This is a genomic window from Leisingera sp. JC11, from assembly GCF_040704725.1.
GTDB lineage: Bacteria > Pseudomonadota > Alphaproteobacteria > Rhodobacterales > Rhodobacteraceae > Leisingera.
The window spans coordinates 181,760-205,939 of sequence record NZ_JBFCVS010000003.1 but is presented as its reverse complement, the minus strand read 5'-3'; the positions used below and the strand labels follow the sequence as shown (position 1 = coordinate 205,939).

The following is a 24,180-nucleotide window of genomic DNA, read 5'->3' as shown; positions in this document are numbered from 1 at the left end:
ACCCTACTGGCGCAGCAGCCAGTCCACCACTGTCTTGGCCCGGCCCTGTGCGCTGGGCCACAGCACGTAGAACCCCTGGTCGCCAAGCCGCGGCGCCTGCCACAGCACCTTCAGCGGCTGGCTGCCCAGGAAAATGCGCGGCACCAGGGCAATGCCCTGGCCGTTCAGCGCCGCATCCATCGCCAGCGCGGTCTGGTTGAATTGCAGGACCCGGCCCGCGGCGCTGATCCCCTCCTGCCGCAGCAGCAGGTCCCAGTGCCGGTGCCCGTCCTGGATCAGCGTGTGACGGGCAAGATCCGCCAGTTCCGGAGAATCTTCCTTGGTTAGAGCCGAATCCTGACGTGCCACCGCCACCAGATCCACCAGCGACAGGAGCGCGGAGTTCAGGCTGCTTTCCTGCGGTTTGGTGCCCTGGCGGATGGCGATGTCGATGCCGTCGCGCTTGAAATCCGTCAGGTTTTCCTCTGCGACCACTCGCAGGTCGATGCCGGGGTGCCGCGCCTCGAACTCCGGCAGCCGGGGCACCAGCCATTTTGAGGCAAAGGAGGGCGGTACCGACAGAGTCACCCGCTGAACCGCAGGGGCCAGCTTGTCGGTCGCTTCGCGGATCAGCGCCAGGGCCTGTTGCACCGGCGCGTGATAGCTGCGCCCGGTGTCGGTCAGCGTCAGCCCGCGGGCATGGCGGTGGAACAACTTGTGGCCCAGATCCGCCTCCAGCCGCCGTACCTGCTGCGCCACGGCTCCTTGAGTCAGGTGCAGCTCCTCCGCCGCGCGGCCGAAATTCAGGTGGCGGGCAGCGGCATCGAACATCCGCAGGGCGTTGAGGTTGGGCAGGCGCATCAAGTTTCAGCCAATAGTTTTTCTACAGTCTGGCGCGATGAGACATGATTGGTCAAGCGCGGCCTGAGCAGCCATCTTGGGGGCAGGCAAAGGAGTATGGATATGACCAAAGTTGCTCTCTTCACCGCCGCCGGCAGCGGCATGGGCGCAGATGCCGCCCGCCATCTTCATTCGCAGGGCTATGAGGTCGCGATCCTCTCCTCCTCCGGCAAGGGCGAGGCCCTGGCGCAGGAGCTGGGAGGGGTGGGCCACACGGGTTCCAACCTGGAGCAAAGCGATCTTCGGGCTTTGGTGGACAAGGCGATGGACCGCTGGGGCCGCATCGATGTGCTGGTCAATTCCGCGGGCCACGGGCCCAAGGGTGATATCATGGAGATCAGCGACGATGACTGGCATCTGGGGATGGAATACTACCTGATGAACGTCATCCGCCCGTCGCGGCTGGTGGCGCCGATTATGGCGGCGCAGGGCAAGGGGTCGATCATCAACATCTCCACCTTTGCGGTGTTTGAACCGGATCCGCTGTTCCCGACCTCCGGCGTGTTCCGGGCCGGGCTGGCGAGCTTCACCAAGCTGTTTGCCGACAAATTCGCGGCCCGGGGCGTGCGGATGAACAACGTGCTGCCGGGTTTCATCGACAGCCTGCCGGAGACTGAAGACCGCAAGGCGCGGATCCCGATGGGCCGTTATGGCACAGCTCGCGAGATCTCAGCGCTGGTGGCCTATCTGGCCTCGGATGATGCGGGTTATACCACCGGGCAGAACATCCGTGTCGACGGGGGGCTGACCCGCGCGATCTGAACCGGCCGGTGCGGGGTGCAGGCTCAATTCTTGCTACTAGCCCTTGTTAGAGCCTGCTATCCGCCCTTCGGGTCGATCAGCGGCTTGGCCTTGCCGCGCCGCAGGCCCAGCCGGTGCTCGCGCCAGATCACCAGCACATTGCCGGCAATCACCAGTGCCGCACCGGCCAGCATCACCAGCGTCGGCCATTCATCGAACCAGACATAGCCGATCACGATGGCAAAGATCATCGAGGCGTAGTCATAAGGCGCCAGCATTGAGGCCGGCGCAAACCGGTAGGAGGAGGTGACCAGGATCTGCGCCACCCCGCCGACCAGCCCGGCGCTGACCAGCAGCGCCGCGGTTTGCGCATCCGGCATCACCCAGCCGAAAGGCGCGGTCAGCAGTGCGAGTCCCGAGGCAGTCAGCGAGAAATAGAACACGATGGCCGCGGTATGCTCCGATTGCACCATGCGGCGGATGTGGATCTGCACAAAGCCGCGGGCCACCGTGGCGCCGACCACCAGCAGCACCCCCAGCAGGGCGCCATCGCCCAAATCGCCGCCCAGGCGGGGCCAGATCATGATCAGCACGCCCAGGAGGCCGATGGCGACGGCGCTGATGCGTACCAGCCGGATGGTCTCGCCCAGGAACAGCGCCGCCAGGATCAGGGTGAAGATCGGGGTGGCATAGCCGATGGCGGTGACCTCCGGCAGCGGCAGCAGCGCCAGCCCCATGAAGGTCATCCCCATCGCCGATGTGCCGACCAGGCCGCGCCACACGTGAAACATCGGTTTCCTGGTGATCAGCCCCTGGCGCAGCTGGCCGCGCGCCGCCAGCCAGGCGACGATCACCGGAATCGCAAAGAAGGAGCGGAAGAACACCGCCTCGCCTGCCGGCACGGTCTCTGAGGTGGCCTTGATGATCCCGGACAGCGCGGTGAACAGCGCAATCGCGGTCACTTTCAGCAGGACCGCCAGCACAGGCCGATGCGATGTTAAGGATTCTGCCATGGCGCGACCCTGCGCCCAAGCGCCGCAAAGATCAATGGCTTGATTTCGGCGGGTCAAGGCGCGCAAATGGCGCCGCCAGAAGAAGGAGCCGCCGATGTATGACGCCAACCACCTGATCCGCCAGCTGCGTGAGTCCTCGCTGGGGCGCGAGGAGGATGTTTTTGCCAGGCTTCCGGGCGGCAGCAGCATCACATTCGGCGCGCTGTTTGCCGGCGCGGAGCGGATGGCGGCGGCGTTGGCCGCCCAGGGCGTGCAGCCGGGTGACCGGGTGGCGGTGCAGGTCCAGAAAACCATTCAGGCGATTGAGCTGTACCTTGGCACCGTCATGGCCGGCGGCATTTTCCTGCCCTTGAACACTGCCTACACCGGGCCGGAGGTCGCCTATTTCGTGGGCGACGCCTCTCCGCGGGTGGTGGTCTGCGACCCGGCGCGGCTGGAAGAGATCACCGCGATTGCGGGCGCGGCGCAGGTGCTGACGCTGGATGCTGCCGGACAGGGGTCCTTGCGCGATCTGGCGGAGGCTCAGGACGGGTTTGAACCCGTGTCGCGGCAGGCAGAGGATCTGGCAGCGATCCTTTACACCTCCGGCACCACCGGCCGCTCCAAGGGCGCGATGCTGAGCCATGACAATCTGGCCTCCAACTCGCTGACCCTGCGGGACTACTGGCGGTTCACCAAGGACGACGTGCTGATCCACGCGCTGCCGATCTTCCACACCCACGGGCTGTTTGTGGCGACCAATGTGGCGTTGTTTGCAGGCGCCCAGGTGGTGCTCCTGCCGGGGTTCGATGCGGATGCGATCCTGGAGGCGATGCCGTCGGCCACAGCGCTGATGGGGGTGCCGACGTTCTACACCCGCCTGCTGGCGGATGCGCGGCTGACGCCGGAGCGTGCTGCAAACATGCGCCTGTTCATTTCCGGCTCCGCGCCCTTGCTGGTGGATACCCACGAGCAGTGGGAGGCCCGCACCGGTCACCGCATTCTGGAGCGCTACGGGATGACCGAGACCAATATGAGCACGTCGAACCCCTATGACGGCGAGCGCCGGGCCGGCACCGTCGGCTTCCCGCTGCCGGGCGTTGAGGCGCGGGTGATGCTGGACGGGGCGGAGATGCCGGCCGGAGAGATCGGCGTGCTGGAGGTGCGCGGGGCCAATGTGTTCCAGGGTTACTGGCAGATGCCGGAGAAGACGGCCGAGGAGCTGCGGCCGGACGGCTGGTTCATCACCGGCGACATGGCGAAGATCGACGCCGATGGCTATGTCACCATCGTCGGGCGCGAGAAGGACCTGATCATCACCGGCGGTTTCAATGTCTACCCCAAGGAGGTCGAGAGCCTGATCGACGACCTGCCCGGCGTGCTGGAAAGCGCGGTGATCGGCGTGCCGCACCCGGATTTTGGCGAGGGCGTGGTGGCCGTGGTGGTGCCGGAGGGCGAGGGCACCAGTGCTGAGGCGATCAAGACGGCGCTCTCCGGCCAGCTTGCCAAGTTCAAGCAGCCCAAGGAGATCATCCTGCTGGAGGCCTTGCCGCGCAACACAATGGGCAAGGTGCAGAAAAAAGCCCTGCGCGAGGAATACGCAAAGCTGTTTTCGTAAGAGATAAAGGGCGCTGCCTGTGCCGTAAGCGGCACAGGCGATTAGGATCAATGCACCGCCGCGTGCGCCTCTTCCTCGCGCCATTCCCGCACGGCCTGCACCAGGATCTGGAAGGCGGAGTTCAGAAACAGCCCAGCCATGATCCCGGCCACGATCAGGTCGGGCCAGCCGGTCGCCGTGCCCCAGACGCCAAGAGCCGCAATCATCACCGCCACATTGCCGATGGCGTCATTACGCGAACACAGCCAGACCGAGCGGACATTGGCGTCGCCGTCCTTGTAGCGCGCCAGCAGCAGCACCGAGATCAGGTTGGCCGCCAGCGCCATGAAACCGATCACCCCCATGATATGGGCCTGCGGCACGCCGACGTAAAACACTTGGTAAACCGTGGAGCCGAATACCCAGAGCCCCATGAGCAACAGGCTGATGCCCTTGCCGAGCGCCGCCAGCGCCCGGGTGCGCAGGGTGGCGCCGATCACCGCCAGCGAGATGCCATAGGTCAGAGCGTCGCCCAGAAAATCCAAGGCATCGGCCTTCAGCGCCTGGCTGCCGGACAGCTGGCCCGCACCCATTTCCACCGCGAACATGCCGGCGTTGATGGCGATCACCAGCCAAAGCCTGCGTTTGTAGTCCGCCGATACCCCGTCAAACCGGGCTTCCTGATTGCAGCAGCCTGCCATTGCTCTTGTCCTCATTCCTGATTCGGGATCAATGTAGGGCCTCTAGTCACTAGAGCATCAAGAGGGTTTGCGCATGTTTTCCATCGGCCAGCTGTCCAAGGCCACCGGCGTGAAGGTGCCGACCATCCGCTATTACGAGGAAATCGGCCTGCTGCCGCAGCCGGGCCGCAATGCCGGCAACCAACGCCGCTACGGGCAGGACGGCATGGACGCGCTGGGCTTCATCAAACACGCCCGGGATCTCGGCTTTCCGCTGGAGGACATCAAATCACTGATGGGCCTCGACGGCCACTTGGGCGATGACTGCGCCGAAGCCGACCGGATTGCCCGCAGCCAGCTGCAAAACGTGCGCGCGCGGATCGCCCGGCTGGAGCGCCTGGCCGACGAGCTGGAGCGGATCAGCCACTTGTGTGACGGCGGCAACGGCGGCTGCTGCAAGGTGCTGACCGCGCTGGGCGACCACAGTCAATGCGCAAGTGAGCATGATTGAGGGCGCCGACTGAAAGGATCTGCCCGAACCATTTCCGGGCAAACTCCTTTGTTAGAGCCTGATCCTCAGCCGATCTGGCCCTGATTTTCTCCGATCTGGCCGCGGTGCAGCAACAGGTGGTCCAGAATGACGCAGGCCATCATCGCCTCCGCCACCGGCACCGCGCGGATGCCGACGCAGGGGTCGTGGCGGCCCTTGGTGATCACCTCGGTGGCAGAGCCATCCTTGCGGATCGACTTGCGCGGGGTGAGGATCGAGGAGGTCGGCTTGACCGCAAAACGCACCACCACATCCTGACCAGTAGAGATGCCGCCGAGGATGCCGCCGGCGTGGTTGGAGGAATACTCCGGCCCGTTTTCGCCCATGAAAATCTCATCGGCGTTTTCCGAGCCCTTGAGGCGCGCGGCGTTCATGCCTTCGCCGATCTCGACGCCTTTCACGGCGTTGATCGACATCATCGCAGCGGCCAGATCGGTGTCGAGCTTACCATAGACCGGTGCGCCGATGCCTGCGGGGACATTGCGGGCAACTACCTCAACCACGGCGCCGACCGAGTCATGCGCCTTGCGCAGGCCTTGCAGATAGTCTTCCCACTCCTGCACCGCGCCGGCATCGGGGATCCAGAAATCATTCTGTTCGATCGCATCCCAGTCGAACCGGCTGCGGTCGATCTCCAGCTCGCCCATTTGGGTCATGTAGCCCTTGATCTCCAGCCCCGGCACCAGCGCCTTGATTGCTTCACGTGCAACACCGCCCGCGGCCACCCGCGCCGCGGTTTCGCGCGCCGAAGAGCGGCCGCCGCCGCGGTAGTCGCGGTTGCCGTATTTCTGGAAATAGGTGATGTCGGCGTGGCCCGGACGGAAGGTCTGGGAGATCTCGCCGTAATCCTTGGACCGCTGGTCGGTGTTCTCGATCATCAGCTGGATTGGGGTGCCGGTGGACATGCCGTCGAACACCCCGGACAGGATTTTCACCGCATCCGGCTCGTTGCGCTGGGTGGTGTTCTTGTTCTGGCCGGGACGGCGCTTGTCGAGCCATTGCTGCAGCATTTCCGGCTCCAGCGGCACGTTCGGCGGGCAGCCGTCGACGGTGGCGCCAAGCGCAGGCCCGTGGCTTTCGCCCCAGGTGGTGACGCGGAAGAGGTGTCCAAAGCTGTTCATCGACATGCGCGCGGTCTCCTTTGCGCTGTGCTTAGCGGGCAGGGGCCTGTGCCTCAAGCGGATTCCTCTGCGGCAAAGGGCACGGGGGGCGCTGCCCCCGCCGCCTGGGGTGGCTCCCCCGGGATATCTTCAGCCAGAAGAACAGGAGATCCTGGTTGCGGGCGGTCCAGTTTGCTTGAACCGTAGGTCCTGGCGGGGCTTTGGCTTGTCATTGCCGCGCCCCGGGCCTAATGTCCGCGCCACCTCGGGGTGCGCGGCAGCGCTGAGATGACACCCGTTGAACCTGAACCGGATCACACCGGCGGAGGGAAGGTACTGGACAGCCTCCACCCTTGCCCAAAGCCGCAAAGGAGGATGGCATGAAACATCTTGCATTTGCAGCGGGACTGCTTGGCGCCTCGGCAGCCTTTGCCGATACGCCCGAACTCACCGTTTACACCTATGACAGCTTTGTTTCCGACTGGGGCCCCGGCCCGGCGGTGGAAAAGGCGTTTGAGGAGGTCTGCGGCTGCGACCTGAAACTGGTCGGCGCGGGCGATGGCGCGGCGCTGCTGGCGCGGGTCAAGCTGGAGGGCGAACGCTCGGACGCCGACGTCGTTCTGGGCCTCGACACCAACCTGACCGCGGCGGCCAAGGAAACCGGCCTGTTTGCGGAGCATTCGGTCAGCGCCGACTATGCGCTGCCGGTGGAGTGGAACGACGCGACCTTTGTGCCCTATGACTGGGGCTACTTTGCCTTTGTTCATAACGCCGATGCCGCGGCGCCTGCGGATTTCAAGGCGCTGGCCGCCAGCGACAAGAAGATCGTGATTCAGGACCCGCGCTCCTCGACCCCCGGGCTGGGCCTGCTGCTGTGGGTCAAGGCCGCCTATGGCGATGAGGCGCCGGAAATCTGGAAGGGCCTCTCTGACAATGTCGTCACCGTGACCAAGGGCTGGTCCGAGGCCTATGGCATGTTCCTGGAAGGCGAGGCCGACATGGTGCTCTCCTACACCACCTCGCCCGCCTACCATCTGATTGCCGAGGAAGACGGTTCCAAGGCGGCGGCGGCGTTTGACGAGGGGCATTACATGCAGGTGGAGGTTGCCGGCAAACTGGCAAATACCGACCAGCCGGAGCTGGCGGACCAGTTCCTGGCCTTCATGGTGTCGGATGCGTTCCAGTCGATTATCCCGACCACCAACTGGATGTATCCGGCGGTGACACCCGAGGGCGGTCTGCCCGAAGGGTTTGACACCCTGATCGCACCGGAGAAATCGCTGCTGCTGAGCGAGACGGAGGCGGCAGAGGTGCGCGATGCGGCGCTGGGCGAATGGCTGGACGCGCTCAGCCAGTAAGCGCCTTTCCCGGTATCAGCGCGGCCCTTCTGGTGGCTGCGCTGATATTGGGAACCCTTGGGGCTGTTGCCCTCAGGGCTAAGGCGGGCAGCGGGTTTGCCGCCAGCGACTGGGCCGCGCTGCGGTTCACGCTGACCCAGGCGAGCCTGTCGGCGCTCTTGAGCGTTGGCCTTGCCATCCCCGTCGCCCGCGCGCTGGCGCGGCGGCGGTTTCCGGGGCGGAGCCTGATGATTGCGCTCTTGGGCGCGCCCTTCATCCTGCCTGTCATTGTTGCCATTCTGGGTCTTCTGGCCGTCTTCGGCCGGGCTGGATGGCTGAGCCAGGGGCTGATTTTCCTCGGGTTAGAGCCTGTTCAGGTCTACGGGCTGCACGGGGTAGTGCTGGCGCATGTCTTCTTCAACCTGCCGCTGGCAACCCGGCTGATCCTGCAGGGCTGGCAGGAGATCCCCGCCGAGCGCTTCCGCGTGGCGGCGCAGCTGGACGCCGGGCCGCTGGCGATGTGGCGGCTGCTGGAAGGGCCGATGCTGCGGCGGGTGGCGCCGGGCGCGCTGGCGGTTGTTTTTGCCATTTGCCTGTCGAGCTTTGCGGTGGCGCTGACCCTGGGCGGCGGTCCCCGGGCGACGACCATAGAACTCGCGATCTATCAGGCGTTCCGGTTCGATTTCGACCTGGGCCGAGCGGCGCTGCTGTCGGGCATGCAACTGCTGCTGACCGGCGCTGCCGCGCTGGTGGCTCTGCGGGTGTCGGCGGGAGAGGGATTTGGCGCCGGCCTTGACCGTGCGGTGCGTCGCTGGGACGGGCAAAGCGCCTTGGCGCGCGGCCTGGACGGGTTCTGGATTATCCTGTCCGCTGTCTTTCTGCTGCTGCCGCTGACGGCGATTGTGCTGGCCGGTCTGCCGGGGCTGACAGCCCTGAAAGGCAGTGTCTGGCAGGCCGCTGGCAATTCCATTCTGGTGGCGGCGCTCAGCACCGCGATCCTGCTGCTGCTGGCCTTGCCGATGGCCGCCGCCGGGGCGGCGGGGCGGAACGGCTTGACCGAACTGTCCGGTATTCTGGGGCTTGCGGCCTCGCCGCTGGTGATCGGCACCGGGCTGTTCATCCTAATCTATCCCGTCGCAGATCCCTTTGCGCTGGCGCTGCCGGTGACGGCGCTGGTCAATGCGGTGATGGCGCTGCCTTTTGCCATGCGTATTCTGGTGCCGCGGGCGCGGGAGGTGCTTGGGCGCTATGGCCGGTTGTCGCTGTCACTGGACATGCAGGGCTGGGCTTTTGTCCGCCGGGTTTACCTGCCGCGGATGCGGGCGCAGACGGGATTTGCCGCGGGTTTGGCGGCGGCCTTGTCAATGGGCGATCTGGGTGTGGTGGCGCTGTTTGCCGATCCGGATTTCGCAACCTTGCCGCTGCAGATCTACCGTTTGATGGGGGCTTACCGGATGGAGGCGGCGGCAGGTGCAGCGCTGCTCTTGCTGATGTTGTCGATGGGGGCATTCTGGATATTGGACCGCGGAGGGCGCTGGCATGCTGAGGCTTGAGACCTGCCGGATCATGAACGGCGATTACGCGGTGGAGGCGGATCTGGAGATCAGCCCCGGCGCCTGCGTGGCGGTGATCGGCCCGTCCGGTGCCGGGAAATCCACGCTGGTGGAGGCGGTTGCCGGTTTTCTGCCGGTCACCCGCGGGCGGATATCGTGGAACGGGTCGGACCTGACGCACAGGCCGCCGGGTAAGCGGCCGGTGGCAATGCTGTTTCAGGACGGCAACCTGTTTCCGCATCTGACCGTGGCGCAGAATGTCGGCTTGGGGCTGCACGCAAATCTGCGGCTGAGCCAGACGGAGTGGCGCCAGGTAGAGGCGGCGCTGGAGCGGGTCGGTCTTGGCGGCATGGGCGGGCGCAAGCCCGCGGCGCTGTCTGGCGGCCAGCAGAGCCGGGTGGCGCTGGCGCGGGTGCTGGTGCAGGGGCGCGATATCCTGCTGCTGGATGAACCCTTTGCCGCGCTTGGCCCGGCGCTGAAGGCTGAGATGCTGGACCTGGTGGCGGAGCTTGCCCGTGAAAACGGGGCAACGGTTCTGATGGTCAGCCATGACCCGAATGATGCCCGCCGGATTGCGGACCAGGTGGTGCTGGTGGCGGAGGGCAAGGCGCACCCGCCGCAGCAGACGGCGGAGCTGCTGGACAACCCGCCGCCTGCCTTGAAGGCGTATTTAGGTTAGGCGGCCAGTGCCGTTTCCCGCGTTTTTGTAATCATCAGGGCCGCGCTGGCAGCTTCGTAGCCTTTCTTGACGAAATGCTCGCGGTAGATGGCCACGTGATGATCGGTTTCCTGAAAATGGTGCGGGGTCAGCGAGACCGACAGTACCGGCACCCCGGTGTCCATGCCGGCGCGCATCAGACCGTCGACCACCGCCTGGGCCACGAAATCATGCCGGTAGATGCCGCCATCCACGACCAGCGCGGCGCAGGCCACGGCGGCGTATTTTCCGGTCTTGGCCAGCTCCTGCGCCAGCAGGGGCATTTCAAAGGCGCCGGGCACGTCGAACACGTCAACCTGTTCGGCGGGGATCAGCTGCAGAAAACCCTCCAGCGCCTGGTCGACAATATCTGCATGCCATTGCGCCTTGATGAAGGCATAGCGGGTGTGTGTCATTTCGTAATCTCCTTGTGCTTCTGACACGTCACCCAAGGCGATCACGAGCAGACGGGCGCACGCCTGGCGCCGCCCTTCTGCACGTTCTCTTCCATCCGGACTGTGACCGTCGGCTCTGGAGTCGCACCAGATCTGCTGACACTTCCGAAATCCGGAAGCCGCTCGCGGGCTTACGGGATGGGCCCGCTTACCGCCGGTGGGGAATTCCGCCCCGCCCTGAGAACGAAACGGACCTTGCCAACAGGCGGGCAGATTTTCAAGAGTGTCGATGAAGGAGACTGCCATGCACCCCAATCCGGTTTTTCACGACGCTGATACCGCGCAGAACCTCGCGTTTGCACGGGAACGCGCCTTTGGCGTGCTGGCTGTGTCCGCGGAGGAGGCACCGCTGATCAGCCATGTGCCGTTCCTGATATCGCAGGACGGGAAATGGGCGGACCTGCATCTGGTGCGCTCCAATCCCATCGTGCGGGCGCTGAGGGCGATGCGGCAGGCGAAGCTCGCGGTGACCGGCCCCGACGGCTATGTCTCGCCGGACTGGTACGGGGTGCCGGACCAGGTGCCGACCTGGAATTATGTCGCGGTGCATCTGACCGGGGAACTGGAGCTGCGCCCGGATGAGGAACTGCGCGATCTGCTGGACCGGCAGGCGGCGTTTTACGAGGCGCGGCTGGCCCCGAAGCCGCCCTGGACCACCGGCAAGATGGATGCCGGGGCGCTGGCCCGGATGATGCGGATGATCGTGCCCGCCCGGATGCGGATCACGGGCGTCGATGGCACCTGGAAGCTGAGCCAGAACAAAACGGATTCCGCGCGCGCCGGAGCCGCAGAGATGATTGCCGGCGGTATAGGCGCGGAGCTGGGGGAACTGGCGGCGCTGATGCGTCAGGACTCAACCAGGTCGTAGTGCTTGATGGTGCGCGACTCGACCAGTTCGGCCTCGGCCGGGTCGATATGCGGGCTGGTGTAATCCTCGCCTACAAACGCCTTGAGCGAGGCCAGATCCTTCCACACCATCACAAAGCTGAACTCCCGCGGGGTTTCGGCTCGCGGTGCGCCGGGCAGCACCGAAACGATGCCGTCTGTGCCCTTCATCAGCGGAATCGCGGTTTCATGAAAGAACCTGCTGAACTCGGCTTCCTTGCCGGGCCGGATCACAACCTGGAATATCCGCATGATCATTGGCGTCCCTCCTGACACTGTTTACAGGCGGTCAGCATACCACATGCGATGATTGCCCCTTCCCCTCAGCCCGGCTTGCAGTAGGCTGCGGCCAAACAGGAGAGGATTTCCCATGAGGCTCACTTATTCCCAAGCGTCCCCCTTTGCCCGCAAGGTTGTGGTGCTGCTGCATGAAACCGGGCAGGTGGACGATGTCGAGATTCTGGACGTAACCACCACCCCCCTGAACCCCAGCCCGGATGTGAAATCCAGCAACCCGCTGGCCAAGATCCCGGCGCTGGAGCGCAACGACGGGCCAACGCTCTATGACAGCCGGGTGATCTGCGCTTATTTGGATGAGCGCGCGGGCGGCAGGCTGTATGGCGGCTGGGACAGCATGGTGCTGGAGGCCACCGCCGACGGGATCATGGATGCGGCGGTGCTGATGTCCTACGAAAAACGGCTGCGTCCCGAGGAAAAACAGTGGGACAGCTGGCTGGACGCACAGCGCAGCAAGGTGCTGGGCGGCTGCGCGGCGCTCAATGCCCGCTGGATGAGCCATCTGCAGGGGCCGCTGGACATCGGCCAGATCGCAGTGGCCTGTGCGCTGGCCTATGTGGACTTCCGGCACCCGGAAACAAACTGGCGCCAGGGCAACGAGGCGCTGGCAGACTGGTTTGCCGAATTCGAATCGCGCCCCGCGATGCAGGCGACAAAACCGCCCGCGGCCTGAGCGCGGCCCCTTGAAACCTGCATGTGCCGCGCCGATATGGGTGCGGCACTGTCACACAGGCGTGACAGAATTGCCGTCTGCGGCTTTCTGCGCGCCCATGACCGCTGGACGAACGGCTCTCTCCCCGCTAGACACGCGCCTGAGTCACTGCGAGCAATCGCGGTGCATGCGCATGTTTGCCCTAAACGGGCGCTGGAATTGGAGAAAACCTCGTGTCCCACGCAGAAGACCACGAAGGAACCCGGAGAGATTTCCTCTACTACGCCACTGCCGGCGCCGGGGCAGTGACCGCGGGTGCCGCCGTATGGCCCCTGGTCAACCAGATGAACCCCTCCGCCGACGTGAAAGCGCTGTCCTCGATCCTGGTCGATGTCAGCGGCGTGGAAGTTGGCACGCAGATCTCGGTCATGTTCCTGGGCAAGCCGGTGTTCATCCGCCGCCGCACCCAGGAAGAGATCGACGAGGCCCGTGCCGTGGAGCTGTCCGAGCTGATCGACCCGCGGTCGGAAAACCCGAACAAGCCGGGCACCGACGCAGCGGACGCCAACCGCACCATGGACGACGCCGGCGAATGGCTGGTGATGATGGGTGTCTGCACCCACCTGGGCTGTGTGCCGCTGGGCGACGGCGCCGGCGAGTTCAACGGCTGGTTCTGCCCCTGCCACGGCTCGCACTACGACACCGCAGGCCGCATCCGCAAAGGCCCGGCGCCGGAGAACCTGCACGTGCCGGTGGCTGAGTTCACCGACGCCAACACCATCAAGCTGGGATAAGGAAACGCGCTCATGTCCGGTATTCCGCACGACCATTACGAGCCGAAGACAGGCGCAGAGAAGTGGCTGCACAGCCGCCTGCCCATCGTCGGCCTGATCTATGACACCATCATGATCCCCACCCCCAAGAACCTGAACTGGTGGTGGATCTGGGGCATTGTCCTGGCCTTCTGCCTGGCGCTGCAAATCGTCACCGGCATCGTCCTGGTGATGCACTACACCCCGCATGTCGACATGGCCTTTGCATCCGTTGAGCATATCATGCGCAACGTGAACGGCGGCCACATGCTGCGCTACCTGCACATGAACGGCGCCTCGCTGTTCTTTGTTGCCGTCTACATCCACATCTTCCGCGGCCTGTACTACGGCTCCTACAAGGCGCCCCGCGAGATCACCTGGATCGTCGGCATGCTGATCTACCTGCTGATGATGGGCACCGCTTTCATGGGCTACGTGCTGCCCTGGGGCCAGATGTCCTTCTGGGGTGCAACCGTGATCACCGGCCTGTTCGGCGCGATCCCGTTCATCGGCGAAGCGATCCAGACCTGGCTGCTGGGCGGACCGGCGGTGGACAACGCCACCCTGAACCGCTTCTTCTCGCTGCACTACCTGCTGCCTTTCGTGATCGCAGCGCTGGTGATCGTGCACATCTGGGCCTTCCACACCACCGGCAACAACAACCCCACCGGTGTTGACGTGCGCCGCGGCTCCAAGGAAGAAGCCAAGAAAGACACCCTGCCGTTCTGGCCGTACTTCGTGATCAAGGACTTCCTGGGCCTGGCCGTTGTGCTGGTGATCTTCTGGGCCATCGTCGGCTTCATGCCGAACTACCTGGGCCACCCGGACAACTACATCGAAGCTAACCCGCTGGTGACGCCCGCGCACATCGTTCCGGAATGGTACTTCCTGCCGTTCTACGCGATCCTGCGCGCCTTCACCTCCGAGGTCTGGGTGGTGCAGTTCGCCTCCTTCATCACCGGCGGCATCATCGACGCGAAGTTCTTCGGCGTGATCGCCATGTTCGGCGCGATCCTGGCCATGGCGCTGGCGCCCTGGCTGGACACCTCCAACGTGCGTTCGGGCCGTTACCGTCCGATGTTCAAATGGTGGTTCGCGCTGCTGATCGTCGACTTCTTTGCCCTGATGTGGCTGGGTGCGATGCCGGCGGAAGAGCCCTATGCATCGTTCTCGCTGATCGCATCGGCCTACTGGTTCGGCTACTTCTTCGTGATCCTGCCGCTGCTGGGCGTGATCGAGAAGCCGCTGGCTCAGCCTGCCACCATCGAAGAGGATTTCGACGCCCACTACGGCAAGAAGTCTTCTGCAGACGCCACTCCTGCCGAGTAAGAAGAAGGAACACCTAGCAATGTTCAAGAAACTGGCAACCGGTGCCGCCTTCGCTCTGGCCATGATCCCTGCTGCGTCTTACGCAGCAGGCGGGGCGGGCCATGTCGAAGATTACGACTTCTCCTTTGAGGGTCCCTTCGGCACCTACGACCGCAACCAGCTGCAGCGCGGCCTGCAGATCTACACCGAAGTCTGCGCAGCCTGCCACGGGCTGAAGCTGGTGCCGATCCGCACCCTGTCCGACGAGGGCGGCCCGCAGATGCCGGAAGATCAGGTGCGCGCCTACGCGGCTGACAACTTCAGCGTCTACGATCCGGAACTGGATGAGGACCGCCCGGCCAAGCCGGTCGACCACTTCCCGGAGAACAACAACGCCGGCGCCCCGGACCTCAGCATGATGGCCAAGGCGCGCGCGGGCTTCCACGGCCCCTACGGCCTGGGTCTGAACCAGCTGTTCAAAGGCATGGGCGGTGCCGAATACATCGCCTCGCTGCTGGCCGGCTACACCGGTGAGACCAAGGAAGAAGCAGGCACCACCTTCTATGAGAACACCGCCTTCCCGGGCGGCTGGATCTCGATGGCGCCGCCGCTGTCGGATGAGCAGGTGGAATTTGCCGACGGTCACGCCAACGACGTGGAAGCCATGTCGCAGGACGTCGCGGCCTTCCTGATGTGGACCGCGGAGCCCAAGATGATGGCCCGCAAGCAGGCCGGTTTTGTCGGCGTGCTGTTCCTGACCCTGCTGTCGGTGATGCTGTACCTGACCAACAAGCGCCTGTGGGCGCCGCACAAGGGCAAGCACTGATCCCTGGCGGCTGACACAGCGCTGAAACAAGAAACCCCCGCAAGAGCTTCTTGCGGGGGTTTTTCGTTGCATGAGGGCGCGGCCCGGCAACCTACGCCAGCGGGCTGACGGTCAGATGCGGCAGGCCGTTGGAGGTCTTCTGCGGCGAGCGGTCGTCCGCGTTGATGACCGCGGACACCCGGTGGCGCCAGGACGAGAAGCTGTCGAACTGGACCACGTCCACCGGCGTATCGAACTGCAACGTGATCCGCCGGTGGCCATTGCTGCCGCAGGCGGCCAGCCCGTGCACATAGCCTGTGAAGGGCTGGCCCAGATAGCGCCCCTCGACCCGCATCCCCACCTGCAATTCCGGCGCGTTGGAGGCACGGGCGTGCAGCGTGTTCCAGTCGCGGAAACCGTAATACTGGGCGATACGCTCCAGGGCCGTGCTGTGGCTGATGGGCAGGCCCTGAGCCTTGGAATGCTTGCGCAGCAGCCGCGCCTCGGCCTTGAGCTGCGGCACGCTTGGAAGGACAGAGTTTGTCTGCATGGATGTACCTTTCGCGAAAAGGGTGCAAATGCCGTTGCAGACAGGGCTCGCATTGCTGTCCGGGCGTGCACCCAGGCGTCAGGATATACCTTGTCCGGATTTCACCATGGCCTGAGGCCGCGAGCGGCAGGTATCCGGGACCTTGCTGTGAGAATTAGCGGCTAAAGGCGAGGAAAGCAATTCCTCGCAGGCTCAAGCCACCAGCTGGCTGCCTGCCACACCGGTGATAGCAGCAGTTACGATCCGGCCTTCGTCCTGTGGCGCAGCAAAGGTCACCTCTGTGAACTGCTCGGTGCGGCCCATATGCGGGTTTTCCATCAGGATGCGGTGGGTCTTGCCGATCTGCTCTGCCAGGTGGCGTTCAACCTGGGCATCGCCGGCCGCGCGCAGGCGGGCGGCGCGCTCCTTGATCACGTTGCCGTTCACCTGGTTCGGGATCTTTGCAGCCGGGGTGCCCTCGCGCTTGGAATAAGGGAAGACATGCAGCCAGGTCAGATCGCAGTCGGTGACCAGCTTCAGCGAGTTCTCGAAATGGGCGTCGGATTCGGTCGGGAAGCCCGCGATGATGTCGGCGCCGAAGGTCATTTCGGGGCGCAGGCGGCGGGCCTCCTCGCAAAACGCGATTGCGTCGTCGCGCAGGTGGCGCCGGGCCATGCGTTTCAGAATCAGGTCGTCGCCGTGCTGCAGCGACAAGTGCAGATGCGGCATCAGCCGCGGCTCGGTGGCGATCGCCTGCATCAGGTTCTCGTCCGCCTCGATCGAATCTATGGAGGAGATGCGCAGCCGCGGCAGGTCCGGCACCAGTTTCAGGATCCGCATCACCAGGTCGCCCAGGCGGGGCTGTGCGGGCAGATCGGCGCCCCAGGAGGTCAGGTCCACACCGGTCAGAACCACCTCGTTGTAGCCCCTGTCCACCAGCCGCTTGATCTGGTCGATCACCACGCCGGCAGGGACCGAGCGGGAGTTGCCGCGGCCGTAAGGAATGATGCAGAAGGTGCAGCGGTGGTCGCAGCCGTTCTGGACCTGCACATAGGCGCGGCTGCGGGTGCCGAAACCGTCGATCAGGTGGCCTGCGGTCTCCGTCACCGACATGATGTCGTCGACCTGGACCTTTTCCGTGGTGCCGATGAAATCCGGCCCCTTGGCGATCTGCTGCCAGGTCTCCGGCTGCATCTTTTCAGTGTTGCCGATGACGCGGGTGACCTCTTCCATCGCGGCGAAGGTTTCCGGCTCCGTCTGGGCCGCGCAGCCGGTGACGATGATCGGTGCCTCCGGGTTTTCGCGGCGCAGCTTGCGGATCTCTTGGCGCGCCTTGCGCACGGCCTCGGCTGTCACCGCGCAGGTGTTGACCACCACGGCGTTCTCCAGGCCCGCCTGCTGACTCAGCTCCTTCATCGCCTCGGTCTCATAGGCGTTCAGGCGGCAGCCCAGGGTGGTGAACTTGGGCACGCTCATGCCAGGCTCTCCAGGAATTCGCGGGTGAAGGTGCCGTCGAACACATGCATGGTCGGGCCGGTCATCCAGACGCCGTCCTCGGCCCAGTCGATCCACAGGGTGCCGCCGTCCAGATCGATCTGCACCTTGCGGCCCGTCAGCCCGCGCCGTGCGGCTGCAACGGCCGTAGCGCAGGAGGAGGAGCCGGAGGCCAGTGTCACGCCCACACCGCGCTCCCACACGCGCATGCGGATGCGGTCGGGCCCGGTCACCTGGGCAACCTGCACGTTGGTTCGCTGCGGGTACAGCGGGTGGTGCTCATAACGCTGGCCGAATTCTTCCAGCGGAATGACCTCTGCGTCCTCGACAAAGAAGGTGCAGTGAGGGTTGCCCATTCCGGTGGCAGTGGGGCCGCCCTCGATCGGCAGCTCCAGCGTGTCCGTTTCCTCGGCCAAGGGAATGTCCTGCCAGTCCAGCTGCGGCGCGCCCATGTTGACGGAGGTGAGCCCGTTGCCGGCGTCGCGGGCATAGAGGTCGCCGCGGTCGGTGGTCAGGTGCAGTTCGGATTTTCCGGTTTCCAAGATCAGGTGGCGGGCAATGCAGCGGGTGGCATTGCCGCAAGCTGCAGAGGTGGAGCCGTCGGCATTGTAGAAGGTCAGATGCGCGTCGCCCTTGCCGTTCGAGATCACCGTCAGCTGATCAAAGCCGACGCCGAACTGGCGGTGGGCGATTCCCTTGGCCATCGCCGGGGTGATGGCAATGTCCTGCGCGCGCGCGTCGACAACAACAAAGTCGTTGCCCAGCCCGTGCATCTTCATGAAGGGGATTTTTATGTCTGCCGAGGTGCTCATGGCGGGCATATAGACCCGGCGCGGAGATGAATCCAGCCTTCGGTGAGAAAAGTTGAAAAAAGGGGTTGACCCCCCGCCGCACTGGCCCTAGATACGCCGCCTATCGGGACAGCGTGACACACACCGCCGCGCCGGACCAAAGCGAAATAAGTGCTTGAACCTTCTGGGAAAAACACTTAGACCGCGACGAAGAAGTGGGCCGTTAGCTCAGTTGGTAGAGCAACTGACTTTTAATCAGTGGGTCGCAGGTTCGAATCCTGCACGGCTCACCACTTCCTCCCAAAACCGCTGATGATGAGACGCGAAACCGCTACAGGTAGCCCTGGGCGCGGAAGCTGAGTTCGGCGGATTTTCCGATAATCAGATGGTCGTGCAGGGTGATTCCCAAGGCGCTGAGGGCGGCCCGGATCTGGTCCGTCATGCCGATATCGCTGTCCGACGGGGTGGGGTCTCCGGACGGGTGATTATGCACTATAATCAAGGCGCTGGCGTTGAGTTCCAGGGCGCGTTTGGCGACCTCGCGGGGGTAGACCGGGACGTGGTCGACGGTGCCGCGGGCCTGTTCCTCGTCGGCGATCAGGACGTTCTTGCGGTCCAGGAAGAGGATGCGGAACTGTTCGGCTTCGCGGTGGGCCATGGTGGTGTGGCAATAGTCCAGCAGCGCGTCCCAGCCGGAGATCACCTGGCGCCGCATCACCCGGGCGCGGGCCATGCGGTGGGCGGCGGCCTCCAGCACCTTGAGGTCGGTGATGACCGCGTCGCCGATACCCTTCACTTGCGCCAGCCGTTCCGGGGGAGCGGTCACCACGCGGTTGAAGTCCCCAAAGGTATCAAGCAGTTGGCGCGCCAGCGGTTTCACGTCCCGGCGCGGGATGGAGCGGAACAGGACCAGTTCCAGCAGTTCGTAATCCGGCATCGCCGCGGCGCCGCCGGCCATGAAACGCTCGCGCAGGCGGGCGCGGTGGTCCTTGATGTAGGAGGGCAGGCGGCCAGGGGAGAGCGGGGCCGCAGGGGCCTCCTCGCTGCCGGGGAACAGCGGCAGGGAGACGTCCTCGAAGGCGGGATCCTGTGCCATGGCGCCATGGTGCCGCCATCATGGTTGAGGAAGTGTTAATGCGTGCCGTGCGAGGGCGGCGGCAGGGCGGCAGCTGGGGGGTGACAGGCGTGCACCCCCTGTGCACCGCTGCGGTGCGGCGTGGGGCGTATGGGCTGGCGGTTGCGTAAAGGATGCGCAAAAGAAAAGCGCCCCGGATTGGGGGCGCTTTCTGTGGTGTCGTTTGCGGCTGGTGGCCGGGGCTCCGTCCGTTCGCAAGCGAAACGCTCCCCCGGAGCGTTCCGGCGAGCTTGTTCACCCCTTCATGCCATCCCAGAAGCTTTTCACCGAAGAGAAGAAGCTGCGGGATTCGGGGTTGGTGTTTTCCTCGGAGATGTCCTCGAACTCGCGCAGAAGCTCCTTCTGGCGGGCGGTGAGGTTCATCGGGGTTTCCACCGCCAGTTCGATGAACATGTCGCCGGTGGCGCCGCCGCGCAGCGCCGGCATGCCTTTGCCGCGCAGGCGCATCTGGCGGCCGGACTGGCTGCCCTCGGGGATCTGCACGCGGCCGCGGCCGCCGTCGATGGTCGGCACCTCGATGGAGCCGCCAAGCGCCGCCTTGGCCATGCTGACCGGCACCCGGCAGTAGAGGTTGTTGCCGTCGCGCTCAAACAGCTTGTGCGGCGAGACCTCGACAAAGATGTAGAGATCGCCCGGCGGGCCGCCGCGCAGGCCGGCTTCGCCTTCGCCTGCCAGGCGGATGCGGGTGCCGGTTTCCACGCCTGCCGGGATGTTCACCGACAGCGAGCGGTCCTTTTCCACCCGGCCGTGGCCGTGGCAGGACTTGCACGGGTTCTTGATGATCTGGCCCAGGCCCGAGCAGGTCGGGCAGGTGCGTTCAACGGTGAAGAAACCCTGCTGCGCGCGGACCTTGCCCATGCCGGAGCAGGTCGGGCAGGTGGTGGGCTCGACGCCGCCTTCGGCGCCGGTGCCCTCGCAGGCGGTGCAGGAGACCGAGGCCGGGACCTTGATGGTCTTGTGCAACCCGCCAAAGGCGTCCTCGAGCGAGACGCGCAGGTTGTAGCGCAGGTCGGCGCCGCGCGATGCCCGCTGGCGGCCGCCGGCGCCGCCGCGCTGGCCGCCCATGAAATCGCCGAACAGGTCGTCGAACACATCGGAGAAGGCGGAGGAGAAATCGCCGCCGCCGAAGCCCTGGCCGCCGCTGCGCGGGCCACCGCCGCCCATGCCGTTTTCAAAGGCGGCATGGCCAAAGCGGTCGTAGGCCGCCTTCTTGTCGGCGTCCTTCAGGACGTCATAAGCCTCGTTGGCTTCCTTGAACTGCGCCTCGGCGTCCGGATTGTCCTTGTTCCGGTCGGGGTGCAGTTCCTTGGCTTTCTTGCGGAAGCCTTTTTTGATTTCGTCTGCGCTGGCGCCTTTGGCCACGCCCAGAACGTCGTAATAGTCACGTTTTGACATCGGTTACCCCATCTGCCTCAACGAAAATGGGCCGGTCCGGGGTCGGACCGGCCCGCCTTGGCCTGAGTGGTCAGGCGTTAGCGCTTGTCGTCGTCCAGGTCTTCGAATTCAGCGTCAACGATGTCGTCGTCGCCGGGGCCTGCGGATTCGTCAGCGGCTGCCGGTTCGTCGTCGCCGCCTTCTTCAGCTTGCGCCTTGTAGATCGCCTCGCCCAGCTTCATGGCGGCTTCGGTCACGTTCTGGATGCCGGATTTGATCTTCTCGGCGGTCGATTTCTCGTTTTCCAGATCGTCCTTCAGCGCGGCCACGGCCAGCTCGATCACCTCGATGGTGGACGGGTCGACCTTGTCGCCATGCTCTTCCACCGATTTCTCGGTCGAGTGGATCAGCGATTCTGCCTGGTTCTTGGCTTCCACCAGCTCGCGGCGTTCCTTGTCCGCCTCGGCGTTGGCTTCGGCGTCCTTGACCATCTTTTCGATGTCGTCGTCGGACAGGCCGCCGGAGGCCTGGATGGTGATCTGCTGTTCCTTGCCGGTCGCCTTGTCCTTGGCGCCGACCGACACGATGCCGTTGGCGTCGATGTCGAAGGTCACTTCGATCTGCGGCATGCCGCGCGGCGCCGGCGGGATTTCCTCGAGGTTGAACTGGCCCAGCATCTTGTTGTCGGCGGCCATTTCACGCTCGCCCTGGAACACGCGGATGGTCACGGCGTTCTGGTTGTCTTCCGCGGTCGAGAACACCTGGGACTTCTTGGTCGGGATGGTGGTGTTGCGGTCGATCAGGCGGGTGAACACGCCGCCCAGGGTCTCGATGCCCAGCGACAGCGGGGTCACGTCGAGCAGCACCACGTCCTTGACGTCGCCCTGCAGAACGCCGGCCTGGATGGCGGCGCCCATGGCAACCACTTCATCCGGGTTCACGCCCTTGTGCGGCTCCTTGCCAAAGAACTTGGAGACCTCTTCGATGACTTTCGGCATCCGGGTCATGCCGCCGACCAGAACCACCTCGTCCACGTCGGAAGCGGACAGGCCTGCGTCCTTGAGGGCCGCTTTGCAGGGGTCCATCGAACGTTTGATCAGGTCGGAGACCAGGCTTTCCAGCTTGGCGCGGGTCAGCTTCATCACCATGTGCAGAGGCTGGCCCGAGGACGGGTCCATCGAGATGAACGGCTGGTTGATCTCGGTCTGCGAGGTGGAGGACAGCTCGATCTTGGCTTTTTCAGCGGCCTCTTTCAGGCGCTGCAGGGCCATCTTGTCCTTGGACAGGTCGACGCCGTTTTCCTTTTTGAACTCATCCGCCAGGTAGTTGACGATGCGCATGTCGAAGTCTTCGCCGCCCAGGAAGGTGTCGCCGTTGGTCGACTTCACTTCGAACAGGCCGTCGTCGATTTCCAGGATGGTGACGTCGAAGGTGCCGCCGCCGAGGTCATAGACGGCGATGGTCTGGGTGTCTTCCTTGTCGAGGCCGTAGGCCAGCGCAGCCGCGGTCGGCTCGTTGATGATGCGCAGCACTTCGAGGCCGGCGATCTTGCCGGCGTCTTTGGTGGCCTGACGCTGGGCGTCGTTGAAGTAGGCGGGCACGGTGATCACCGCCTGGGTGACTTCCTCGCCCAGGTAGGATTCCGCGGTTTCCTTCATCTTGCCCAGGGTGAAGGCGGATATCTGCGACGGGGAGTATTTCTCACCCTTGGCTTCGACCCATGCGTCGCCGTTGCCGCCGTTGACGATGGAGAACGGCACCATCTTCTTGTCTTTGGCGACGGCCGGGTCGTCGAACCGGCGGCCGATCAGGCGCTTGACGCCGAACACGGTGTTGTCGGGGTTGGTGACGGCCTGGCGTTTGGCCGGCTGGCCGACCAGGCGCTCGTCGTCGGTGAAGGCAACGATCGACGGGGTGGTGCGCGCGCCCTCGGCGTTTTCGATCACGCGGGGCTGGGAGCCGTCCATGATGGCCACGCAGGAGTTGGTGGTACCCAGGTCGATGCCGATAACTTTGCTCATTTTTCGATCCCTTATTACTACTCAAGGCGATTACCCGAGGCCTGAACCCGTTGCGGCATCCCGGCCCCGATTGTTTTGCGGTTTGGTCTGCACCTTGCCGCGTCCCGGCGTATATAGGGACGTGAAAACGGCCCTGCAAGCGCTCAGGCACGCCCGGAGGCGTGAATCAATGCGCTTTTTTGCAAGGGGCTTGGTTAAGGATGGATGAACGGCAATGACCCTGCTGCGGGTGCGCGGATTCGAGGTTCATAAGGGGTATCTGGATGCGGCCCGGCAGGCGGCGCTGATCGAGGCGTTGCGGCCGGTGCTGAAGGCGGCGCCCTTGTTTTCGCCCAAGGTGCCCGGCGGCGGGCAGATGTCGGTGCGGATGACCTCGGCCGGGCAGTTCGGCTGGTATTCGGATGCCAAGGGCTACCGCTATGCGGAGGCGCACCCCGCGGGGCGCGCGTGGCCTGCGATCCCGGCGGAGGTGCTGGCGGTCTGGGCGGAGCTGACCGGTCTGGAGCGGCAGCCGGAATGCTGCCTGCTGAACTACTACGGCGAGGGTGCGCGGATGGGGCTGCATCAGGACAAGGACGAAGCGGATTTCTCCTATCCCGTGGTGTCGATCTCCCTGGGGGATGACGGGTTGTTCCGGATCGGCAACCGGACCCGCGGCGGCAAGACGGAATCGGTCTGGCTGAGCTCGGGCGATGCGGTGGTGATGGGCGGCGAGGCGCGGCTGACCTATCACGGGGTGGACCGGATCCGGTTCAAGTCCTCGCGGCTGCTGCCCAAGGGCGGGCGGATCAACCTGACGCTCAGGGTGGTGACGTGACGCTGGCGGGGCGCAAAAGTTTTACGGAAAACTTTTGCCAAGACTTTTGAGTAAAAGTCTTGGGCCGGACGCTTAGGGAATAAGTGAGCAGCAGCCGGTCAGGACGTCCAGCCCGCCTGCGCCGCGCAGCCGCAGCAGGTCGATCGATATGCCGTAGGTTCTGTCCGACATGCCGTCGGAGCAGTGCTGCGCGGTGAGGGTTCCGGAGAGGCTCATCGGCTCGGGGCTGGACAATGTGCTGTCAGCCCAGCTGACTGCGTGAAAGCCGGATTTGCCGATGTGGCCGGTTGCCGGCTTGCGCGCCAGCAGCGTGAAGGGGATGTCCGGCCCGTCCAGCGTTTTCAGGTTTGGCGCCTGATCCAGGGTGAGGGCCCAGAAGGGTTCGGTGCCGAAGCACTCCAAAGCCTGACTCTGATGGCTGCGCCAGTCGTCCCGGGGTTCGCGGGCGAGATACCGCAGGGCGGCCCAGCCTGAGCGCTCGCCGGTGTTCACCAGGCCCCATTTGCCGCTGGCGTCGGCCTGCACCACCTCCACTCCGGTCTGATCCGGCGCCAGAGCGGCGATAATTTCAGCGCTGGCGGCAGGGGCGCTGCGGATGTTCAGCACGTCATCCGCCGCAACACCGGTGACGCTGTGAAGCGCAGGAAACTCCTGTGCCGCGGCCGGCAGGGTCAAGGAG

General features: G+C 64.8%; 25 protein-coding genes, 1 tRNA gene and 2 riboswitches. Of the genes, 13 read left to right on the top strand and 13 right to left on the bottom strand.

The window, feature by feature from the left end:
* Positions 1 to 3 precede the first annotated feature (3 nt).
* A complete protein-coding gene (locus AB1A62_RS04765; RefSeq protein WP_366660299.1) occupies positions 4 to 840 on the bottom strand; it encodes a LysR substrate-binding domain-containing protein in 837 nt (278 codons plus the stop codon).
* Between the two features lie 96 nt (positions 841 to 936).
* Here AB1A62_RS04765 and AB1A62_RS04760 point away from each other — a divergent pair, with 96 nt between their 5' ends.
* Complete coding sequence (locus AB1A62_RS04760; RefSeq protein WP_366660298.1) at positions 937 to 1,641, top strand: SDR family oxidoreductase; 705 nt, start codon at positions 937 to 939, stop codon at positions 1,639 to 1,641.
* Between the two features lie 56 nt (positions 1,642 to 1,697).
* Here the strand turns inward: AB1A62_RS04760 and AB1A62_RS04755 are convergent, their stop codons facing one another.
* Entirely contained in the window at positions 1,698 to 2,633 is a 936-nt protein-coding gene (locus AB1A62_RS04755; protein ID WP_366660296.1) for a DMT family transporter, read from the bottom strand.
* Positions 2,634 to 2,727: 94 nt separating this feature from the next.
* Between AB1A62_RS04755 and AB1A62_RS04750 the strand changes: the two genes are divergently transcribed.
* The gene (locus tag AB1A62_RS04750) at positions 2,728 to 4,230 is read left to right on the top strand and encodes a malonyl-CoA synthase (protein ID WP_366660294.1); all 1,503 of its coding nucleotides are present in this window, start codon (positions 2,728 to 2,730) and stop codon (positions 4,228 to 4,230) included.
* A 47-nt stretch (positions 4,231 to 4,277) separates the two neighbouring features.
* Here the strand turns inward: AB1A62_RS04750 and AB1A62_RS04745 are convergent, their stop codons facing one another.
* Positions 4,278 to 4,910, bottom strand: coding sequence for a cation transporter (locus AB1A62_RS04745; RefSeq protein WP_366660293.1), 633 nt, complete (start codon positions 4,908 to 4,910; stop codon positions 4,278 to 4,280).
* Between the two features lie 73 nt (positions 4,911 to 4,983).
* On the opposite strand from AB1A62_RS04745, the gene AB1A62_RS04740 reads away from it, so the two are divergent.
* Positions 4,984 to 5,400 (top strand): helix-turn-helix domain-containing protein, encoded by a 417-nt coding sequence (locus AB1A62_RS04740; RefSeq protein ID WP_366660291.1) that lies wholly within the window; start codon positions 4,984 to 4,986, stop codon positions 5,398 to 5,400.
* A gap of 65 nt (positions 5,401 to 5,465) precedes the next feature.
* On the opposite strand, the gene aroC is transcribed toward AB1A62_RS04740, so the two are convergent.
* Positions 5,466 to 6,566, bottom strand: a complete 1,101-nt coding sequence (aroC, locus tag AB1A62_RS04735; protein ID WP_366660289.1) for a chorismate synthase — start codon at positions 6,564 to 6,566, stop codon at positions 5,466 to 5,468.
* 229 nt (positions 6,567 to 6,795) lie between these two features.
* A riboswitch (TPP riboswitch) is annotated at positions 6,796 to 6,887 on the top strand.
* A gap of 32 nt (positions 6,888 to 6,919) precedes the next feature.
* Here aroC and thiB point away from each other — a divergent pair.
* From thiB to AB1A62_RS04720, 3 genes are read left to right on the top strand one after another with little or no spacing between them, the layout of a single operon-like run.
* Positions 6,920 to 7,897: a thiamine ABC transporter substrate binding subunit gene (gene thiB / locus AB1A62_RS04730; protein ID WP_366660287.1), complete on the top strand. Its 978-nt coding sequence runs from the start codon at positions 6,920 to 6,922 to the stop codon at positions 7,895 to 7,897.
* Positions 7,873 to 9,429 (top strand): thiamine/thiamine pyrophosphate ABC transporter permease ThiP, encoded by a 1,557-nt coding sequence (locus AB1A62_RS04725; protein WP_366660286.1) that lies wholly within the window; start codon positions 7,873 to 7,875, stop codon positions 9,427 to 9,429. Before thiB ends, AB1A62_RS04725 begins: the two co-directional genes overlap by 25 nt.
* Positions 9,416 to 10,108 (top strand): ATP-binding cassette domain-containing protein, encoded by a 693-nt coding sequence (locus AB1A62_RS04720; protein WP_366660285.1) that lies wholly within the window; start codon positions 9,416 to 9,418, stop codon positions 10,106 to 10,108. Before AB1A62_RS04725 ends, AB1A62_RS04720 begins: the two co-directional genes overlap by 14 nt.
* On the opposite strand, the gene AB1A62_RS04715 is transcribed toward AB1A62_RS04720, so the two are convergent.
* Positions 10,105 to 10,542, bottom strand: coding sequence for a 6,7-dimethyl-8-ribityllumazine synthase (locus AB1A62_RS04715; RefSeq protein ID WP_366660283.1), 438 nt, complete (start codon positions 10,540 to 10,542; stop codon positions 10,105 to 10,107). The two genes, AB1A62_RS04720 and AB1A62_RS04715, sit on opposite strands and share 4 nt — an antisense overlap.
* Before the next feature lie 79 nt (positions 10,543 to 10,621).
* Positions 10,622 to 10,770, bottom strand: a riboswitch (FMN riboswitch).
* A gap of 55 nt (positions 10,771 to 10,825) precedes the next feature.
* On the opposite strand from AB1A62_RS04715, the gene AB1A62_RS04710 reads away from it, so the two are divergent.
* Positions 10,826 to 11,449, top strand: coding sequence for an FMN-binding negative transcriptional regulator (locus AB1A62_RS04710; protein WP_366660535.1), 624 nt, complete (start codon positions 10,826 to 10,828; stop codon positions 11,447 to 11,449).
* On the opposite strand, the gene AB1A62_RS04705 is transcribed toward AB1A62_RS04710, so the two are convergent.
* The gene (locus AB1A62_RS04705) at positions 11,428 to 11,724 is read right to left on the bottom strand and encodes a hypothetical protein (RefSeq protein WP_366660281.1); all 297 of its coding nucleotides are present in this window, start codon (positions 11,722 to 11,724) and stop codon (positions 11,428 to 11,430) included. The genes AB1A62_RS04710 and AB1A62_RS04705 overlap by 22 nt on opposite strands.
* A gap of 112 nt (positions 11,725 to 11,836) precedes the next feature.
* Here AB1A62_RS04705 and AB1A62_RS04700 point away from each other — a divergent pair, with 112 nt between their 5' ends.
* The 4 genes from AB1A62_RS04700 to AB1A62_RS04685 all read left to right on the top strand — a co-directional run bounded on the left by AB1A62_RS04700 (position 11,837) and on the right by AB1A62_RS04685 (position 15,361).
* On the top strand, positions 11,837 to 12,436 hold the full coding sequence (locus AB1A62_RS04700) for a glutathione S-transferase (protein ID WP_366660280.1): 600 nt from the start codon (positions 11,837 to 11,839) through the stop codon (positions 12,434 to 12,436).
* A 212-nt stretch (positions 12,437 to 12,648) separates the two neighbouring features.
* A complete protein-coding gene (gene petA, locus AB1A62_RS04695) occupies positions 12,649 to 13,209 on the top strand; it encodes a ubiquinol-cytochrome c reductase iron-sulfur subunit (protein WP_366660279.1) in 561 nt (186 codons plus the stop codon).
* A gap of 12 nt (positions 13,210 to 13,221) precedes the next feature.
* Positions 13,222 to 14,556: a cytochrome b gene (gene petB / locus AB1A62_RS04690; RefSeq protein WP_366660277.1), complete on the top strand. Its 1,335-nt coding sequence runs from the start codon at positions 13,222 to 13,224 to the stop codon at positions 14,554 to 14,556.
* Between the two features lie 19 nt (positions 14,557 to 14,575).
* Positions 14,576 to 15,361: a cytochrome c1 gene (locus AB1A62_RS04685; protein WP_222508580.1), complete on the top strand. Its 786-nt coding sequence runs from the start codon at positions 14,576 to 14,578 to the stop codon at positions 15,359 to 15,361.
* A gap of 91 nt (positions 15,362 to 15,452) precedes the next feature.
* On the opposite strand, the gene AB1A62_RS04680 is transcribed toward AB1A62_RS04685, so the two are convergent.
* The 3 genes from AB1A62_RS04680 to dapF form a co-directional block, all read right to left on the bottom strand.
* Complete coding sequence (locus AB1A62_RS04680; protein ID WP_366660276.1) at positions 15,453 to 15,890, bottom strand: glyoxalase superfamily protein; 438 nt, start codon at positions 15,888 to 15,890, stop codon at positions 15,453 to 15,455.
* A gap of 192 nt (positions 15,891 to 16,082) precedes the next feature.
* Positions 16,083 to 17,345, bottom strand: a complete 1,263-nt coding sequence (gene mtaB / locus AB1A62_RS04675; protein ID WP_366660275.1) for a tRNA (N(6)-L-threonylcarbamoyladenosine(37)-C(2))-methylthiotransferase MtaB — start codon at positions 17,343 to 17,345, stop codon at positions 16,083 to 16,085.
* Entirely contained in the window at positions 17,342 to 18,184 is an 843-nt protein-coding gene (gene dapF, locus AB1A62_RS04670) for a diaminopimelate epimerase (RefSeq protein ID WP_366660273.1), read from the bottom strand. The genes mtaB and dapF overlap by 4 nt, the downstream gene beginning before the upstream one ends.
* Before the next feature lie 187 nt (positions 18,185 to 18,371).
* Here dapF and AB1A62_RS04665 point away from each other — a divergent pair.
* A tRNA-Lys gene (locus AB1A62_RS04665) sits at positions 18,372 to 18,447 on the top strand.
* Between the two features lie 38 nt (positions 18,448 to 18,485).
* Here the strand turns inward: AB1A62_RS04665 and radC are convergent.
* From radC to dnaK, 3 genes are all read right to left on the bottom strand, one after another.
* Positions 18,486 to 19,250, bottom strand: coding sequence for a DNA repair protein RadC (radC, locus tag AB1A62_RS04660; protein ID WP_366660271.1), 765 nt, complete (start codon positions 19,248 to 19,250; stop codon positions 18,486 to 18,488).
* Positions 19,251 to 19,523: 273 nt separating this feature from the next.
* Positions 19,524 to 20,684: a molecular chaperone DnaJ gene (gene dnaJ / locus AB1A62_RS04655; protein WP_366660270.1), complete on the bottom strand. Its 1,161-nt coding sequence runs from the start codon at positions 20,682 to 20,684 to the stop codon at positions 19,524 to 19,526.
* A gap of 77 nt (positions 20,685 to 20,761) precedes the next feature.
* On the bottom strand, positions 20,762 to 22,684 hold the full coding sequence (gene dnaK, locus AB1A62_RS04650; protein WP_366660268.1) for a molecular chaperone DnaK: 1,923 nt from the start codon (positions 22,682 to 22,684) through the stop codon (positions 20,762 to 20,764).
* Between the two features lie 214 nt (positions 22,685 to 22,898).
* Here dnaK and AB1A62_RS04645 point away from each other — a divergent pair, with 214 nt between their 5' ends.
* Positions 22,899 to 23,501, top strand: coding sequence for an alpha-ketoglutarate-dependent dioxygenase AlkB (locus AB1A62_RS04645; protein ID WP_366660266.1), 603 nt, complete (start codon positions 22,899 to 22,901; stop codon positions 23,499 to 23,501).
* Positions 23,502 to 23,573: 72 nt separating this feature from the next.
* Here AB1A62_RS04645 and AB1A62_RS04640 read toward each other — a convergent pair whose 3' ends face one another.
* On the bottom strand, positions 23,574 to 24,176 hold the full coding sequence (locus AB1A62_RS04640) for an SH3 domain-containing protein (RefSeq protein WP_366660265.1): 603 nt from the start codon (positions 24,174 to 24,176) through the stop codon (positions 23,574 to 23,576).
* Positions 24,177 to 24,180: the final 4 nt, after the last annotated feature.

Bases quoted from the DNA above. Each gene is read 5' to 3' on its own strand.
- AB1A62_RS04760 (WP_366660298.1), top strand. From the start codon at position 937: ATGGATATGACCAAAGTTGCTCTCTTCACCGCCGCCGGCAGCGGCATG.
- mtaB (WP_366660275.1), bottom strand. From the start codon at position 17,345: ATGAGCGTGCCCAAGTTCACCACCCTGGGCTGCCGCCTGAACGCCTAT.
- AB1A62_RS04755 (WP_366660296.1), bottom strand. From the start codon at position 2,633: ATGGCAGAATCCTTAACATCGCATCGGCCTGTGCTGGCGGTCCTGCTG.
- dnaJ (WP_366660270.1), bottom strand. From the start codon at position 20,684: ATGTCAAAACGTGACTATTACGACGTTCTGGGCGTGGCCAAAGGCGCC.
- AB1A62_RS04720 (WP_366660285.1), top strand. From the start codon at position 9,416: ATGCTGAGGCTTGAGACCTGCCGGATCATGAACGGCGATTACGCGGTG.
- AB1A62_RS04645 (WP_366660266.1), top strand. From the start codon at position 22,899: ATGACCCTGCTGCGGGTGCGCGGATTCGAGGTTCATAAGGGGTATCTG.
- AB1A62_RS04700 (WP_366660280.1), top strand. From the start codon at position 11,837: ATGAGGCTCACTTATTCCCAAGCGTCCCCCTTTGCCCGCAAGGTTGTG.
- AB1A62_RS04725 (WP_366660286.1), top strand. From the start codon at position 7,873: ATGGCTGGACGCGCTCAGCCAGTAAGCGCCTTTCCCGGTATCAGCGCG.
- petB (WP_366660277.1), top strand. From the start codon at position 13,222: ATGTCCGGTATTCCGCACGACCATTACGAGCCGAAGACAGGCGCAGAG.
- radC (WP_366660271.1), bottom strand. From the start codon at position 19,250: ATGGCACAGGATCCCGCCTTCGAGGACGTCTCCCTGCCGCTGTTCCCC.
- aroC (WP_366660289.1), bottom strand. From the start codon at position 6,566: ATGTCGATGAACAGCTTTGGACACCTCTTCCGCGTCACCACCTGGGGC.
- AB1A62_RS04745 (WP_366660293.1), bottom strand. From the start codon at position 4,910: ATGGCAGGCTGCTGCAATCAGGAAGCCCGGTTTGACGGGGTATCGGCG.
- AB1A62_RS04705 (WP_366660281.1), bottom strand. From the start codon at position 11,724: ATGATCATGCGGATATTCCAGGTTGTGATCCGGCCCGGCAAGGAAGCC.
- AB1A62_RS04710 (WP_366660535.1), top strand. From the start codon at position 10,826: ATGCACCCCAATCCGGTTTTTCACGACGCTGATACCGCGCAGAACCTC.
- dnaK (WP_366660268.1), bottom strand. From the start codon at position 22,684: ATGAGCAAAGTTATCGGCATCGACCTGGGTACCACCAACTCCTGCGTG.
- AB1A62_RS04715 (WP_366660283.1), bottom strand. From the start codon at position 10,542: ATGACACACACCCGCTATGCCTTCATCAAGGCGCAATGGCATGCAGAT.
- AB1A62_RS04685 (WP_222508580.1), top strand. From the start codon at position 14,576: ATGTTCAAGAAACTGGCAACCGGTGCCGCCTTCGCTCTGGCCATGATC.
- AB1A62_RS04740 (WP_366660291.1), top strand. From the start codon at position 4,984: ATGTTTTCCATCGGCCAGCTGTCCAAGGCCACCGGCGTGAAGGTGCCG.
- thiB (WP_366660287.1), top strand. From the start codon at position 6,920: ATGAAACATCTTGCATTTGCAGCGGGACTGCTTGGCGCCTCGGCAGCC.
- AB1A62_RS04765 (WP_366660299.1), bottom strand. From the start codon at position 840: ATGCGCCTGCCCAACCTCAACGCCCTGCGGATGTTCGATGCCGCTGCC.
- AB1A62_RS04750 (WP_366660294.1), top strand. From the start codon at position 2,728: ATGTATGACGCCAACCACCTGATCCGCCAGCTGCGTGAGTCCTCGCTG.
- dapF (WP_366660273.1), bottom strand. From the start codon at position 18,184: ATGCCCGCCATGAGCACCTCGGCAGACATAAAAATCCCCTTCATGAAG.
- AB1A62_RS04680 (WP_366660276.1), bottom strand. From the start codon at position 15,890: ATGCAGACAAACTCTGTCCTTCCAAGCGTGCCGCAGCTCAAGGCCGAG.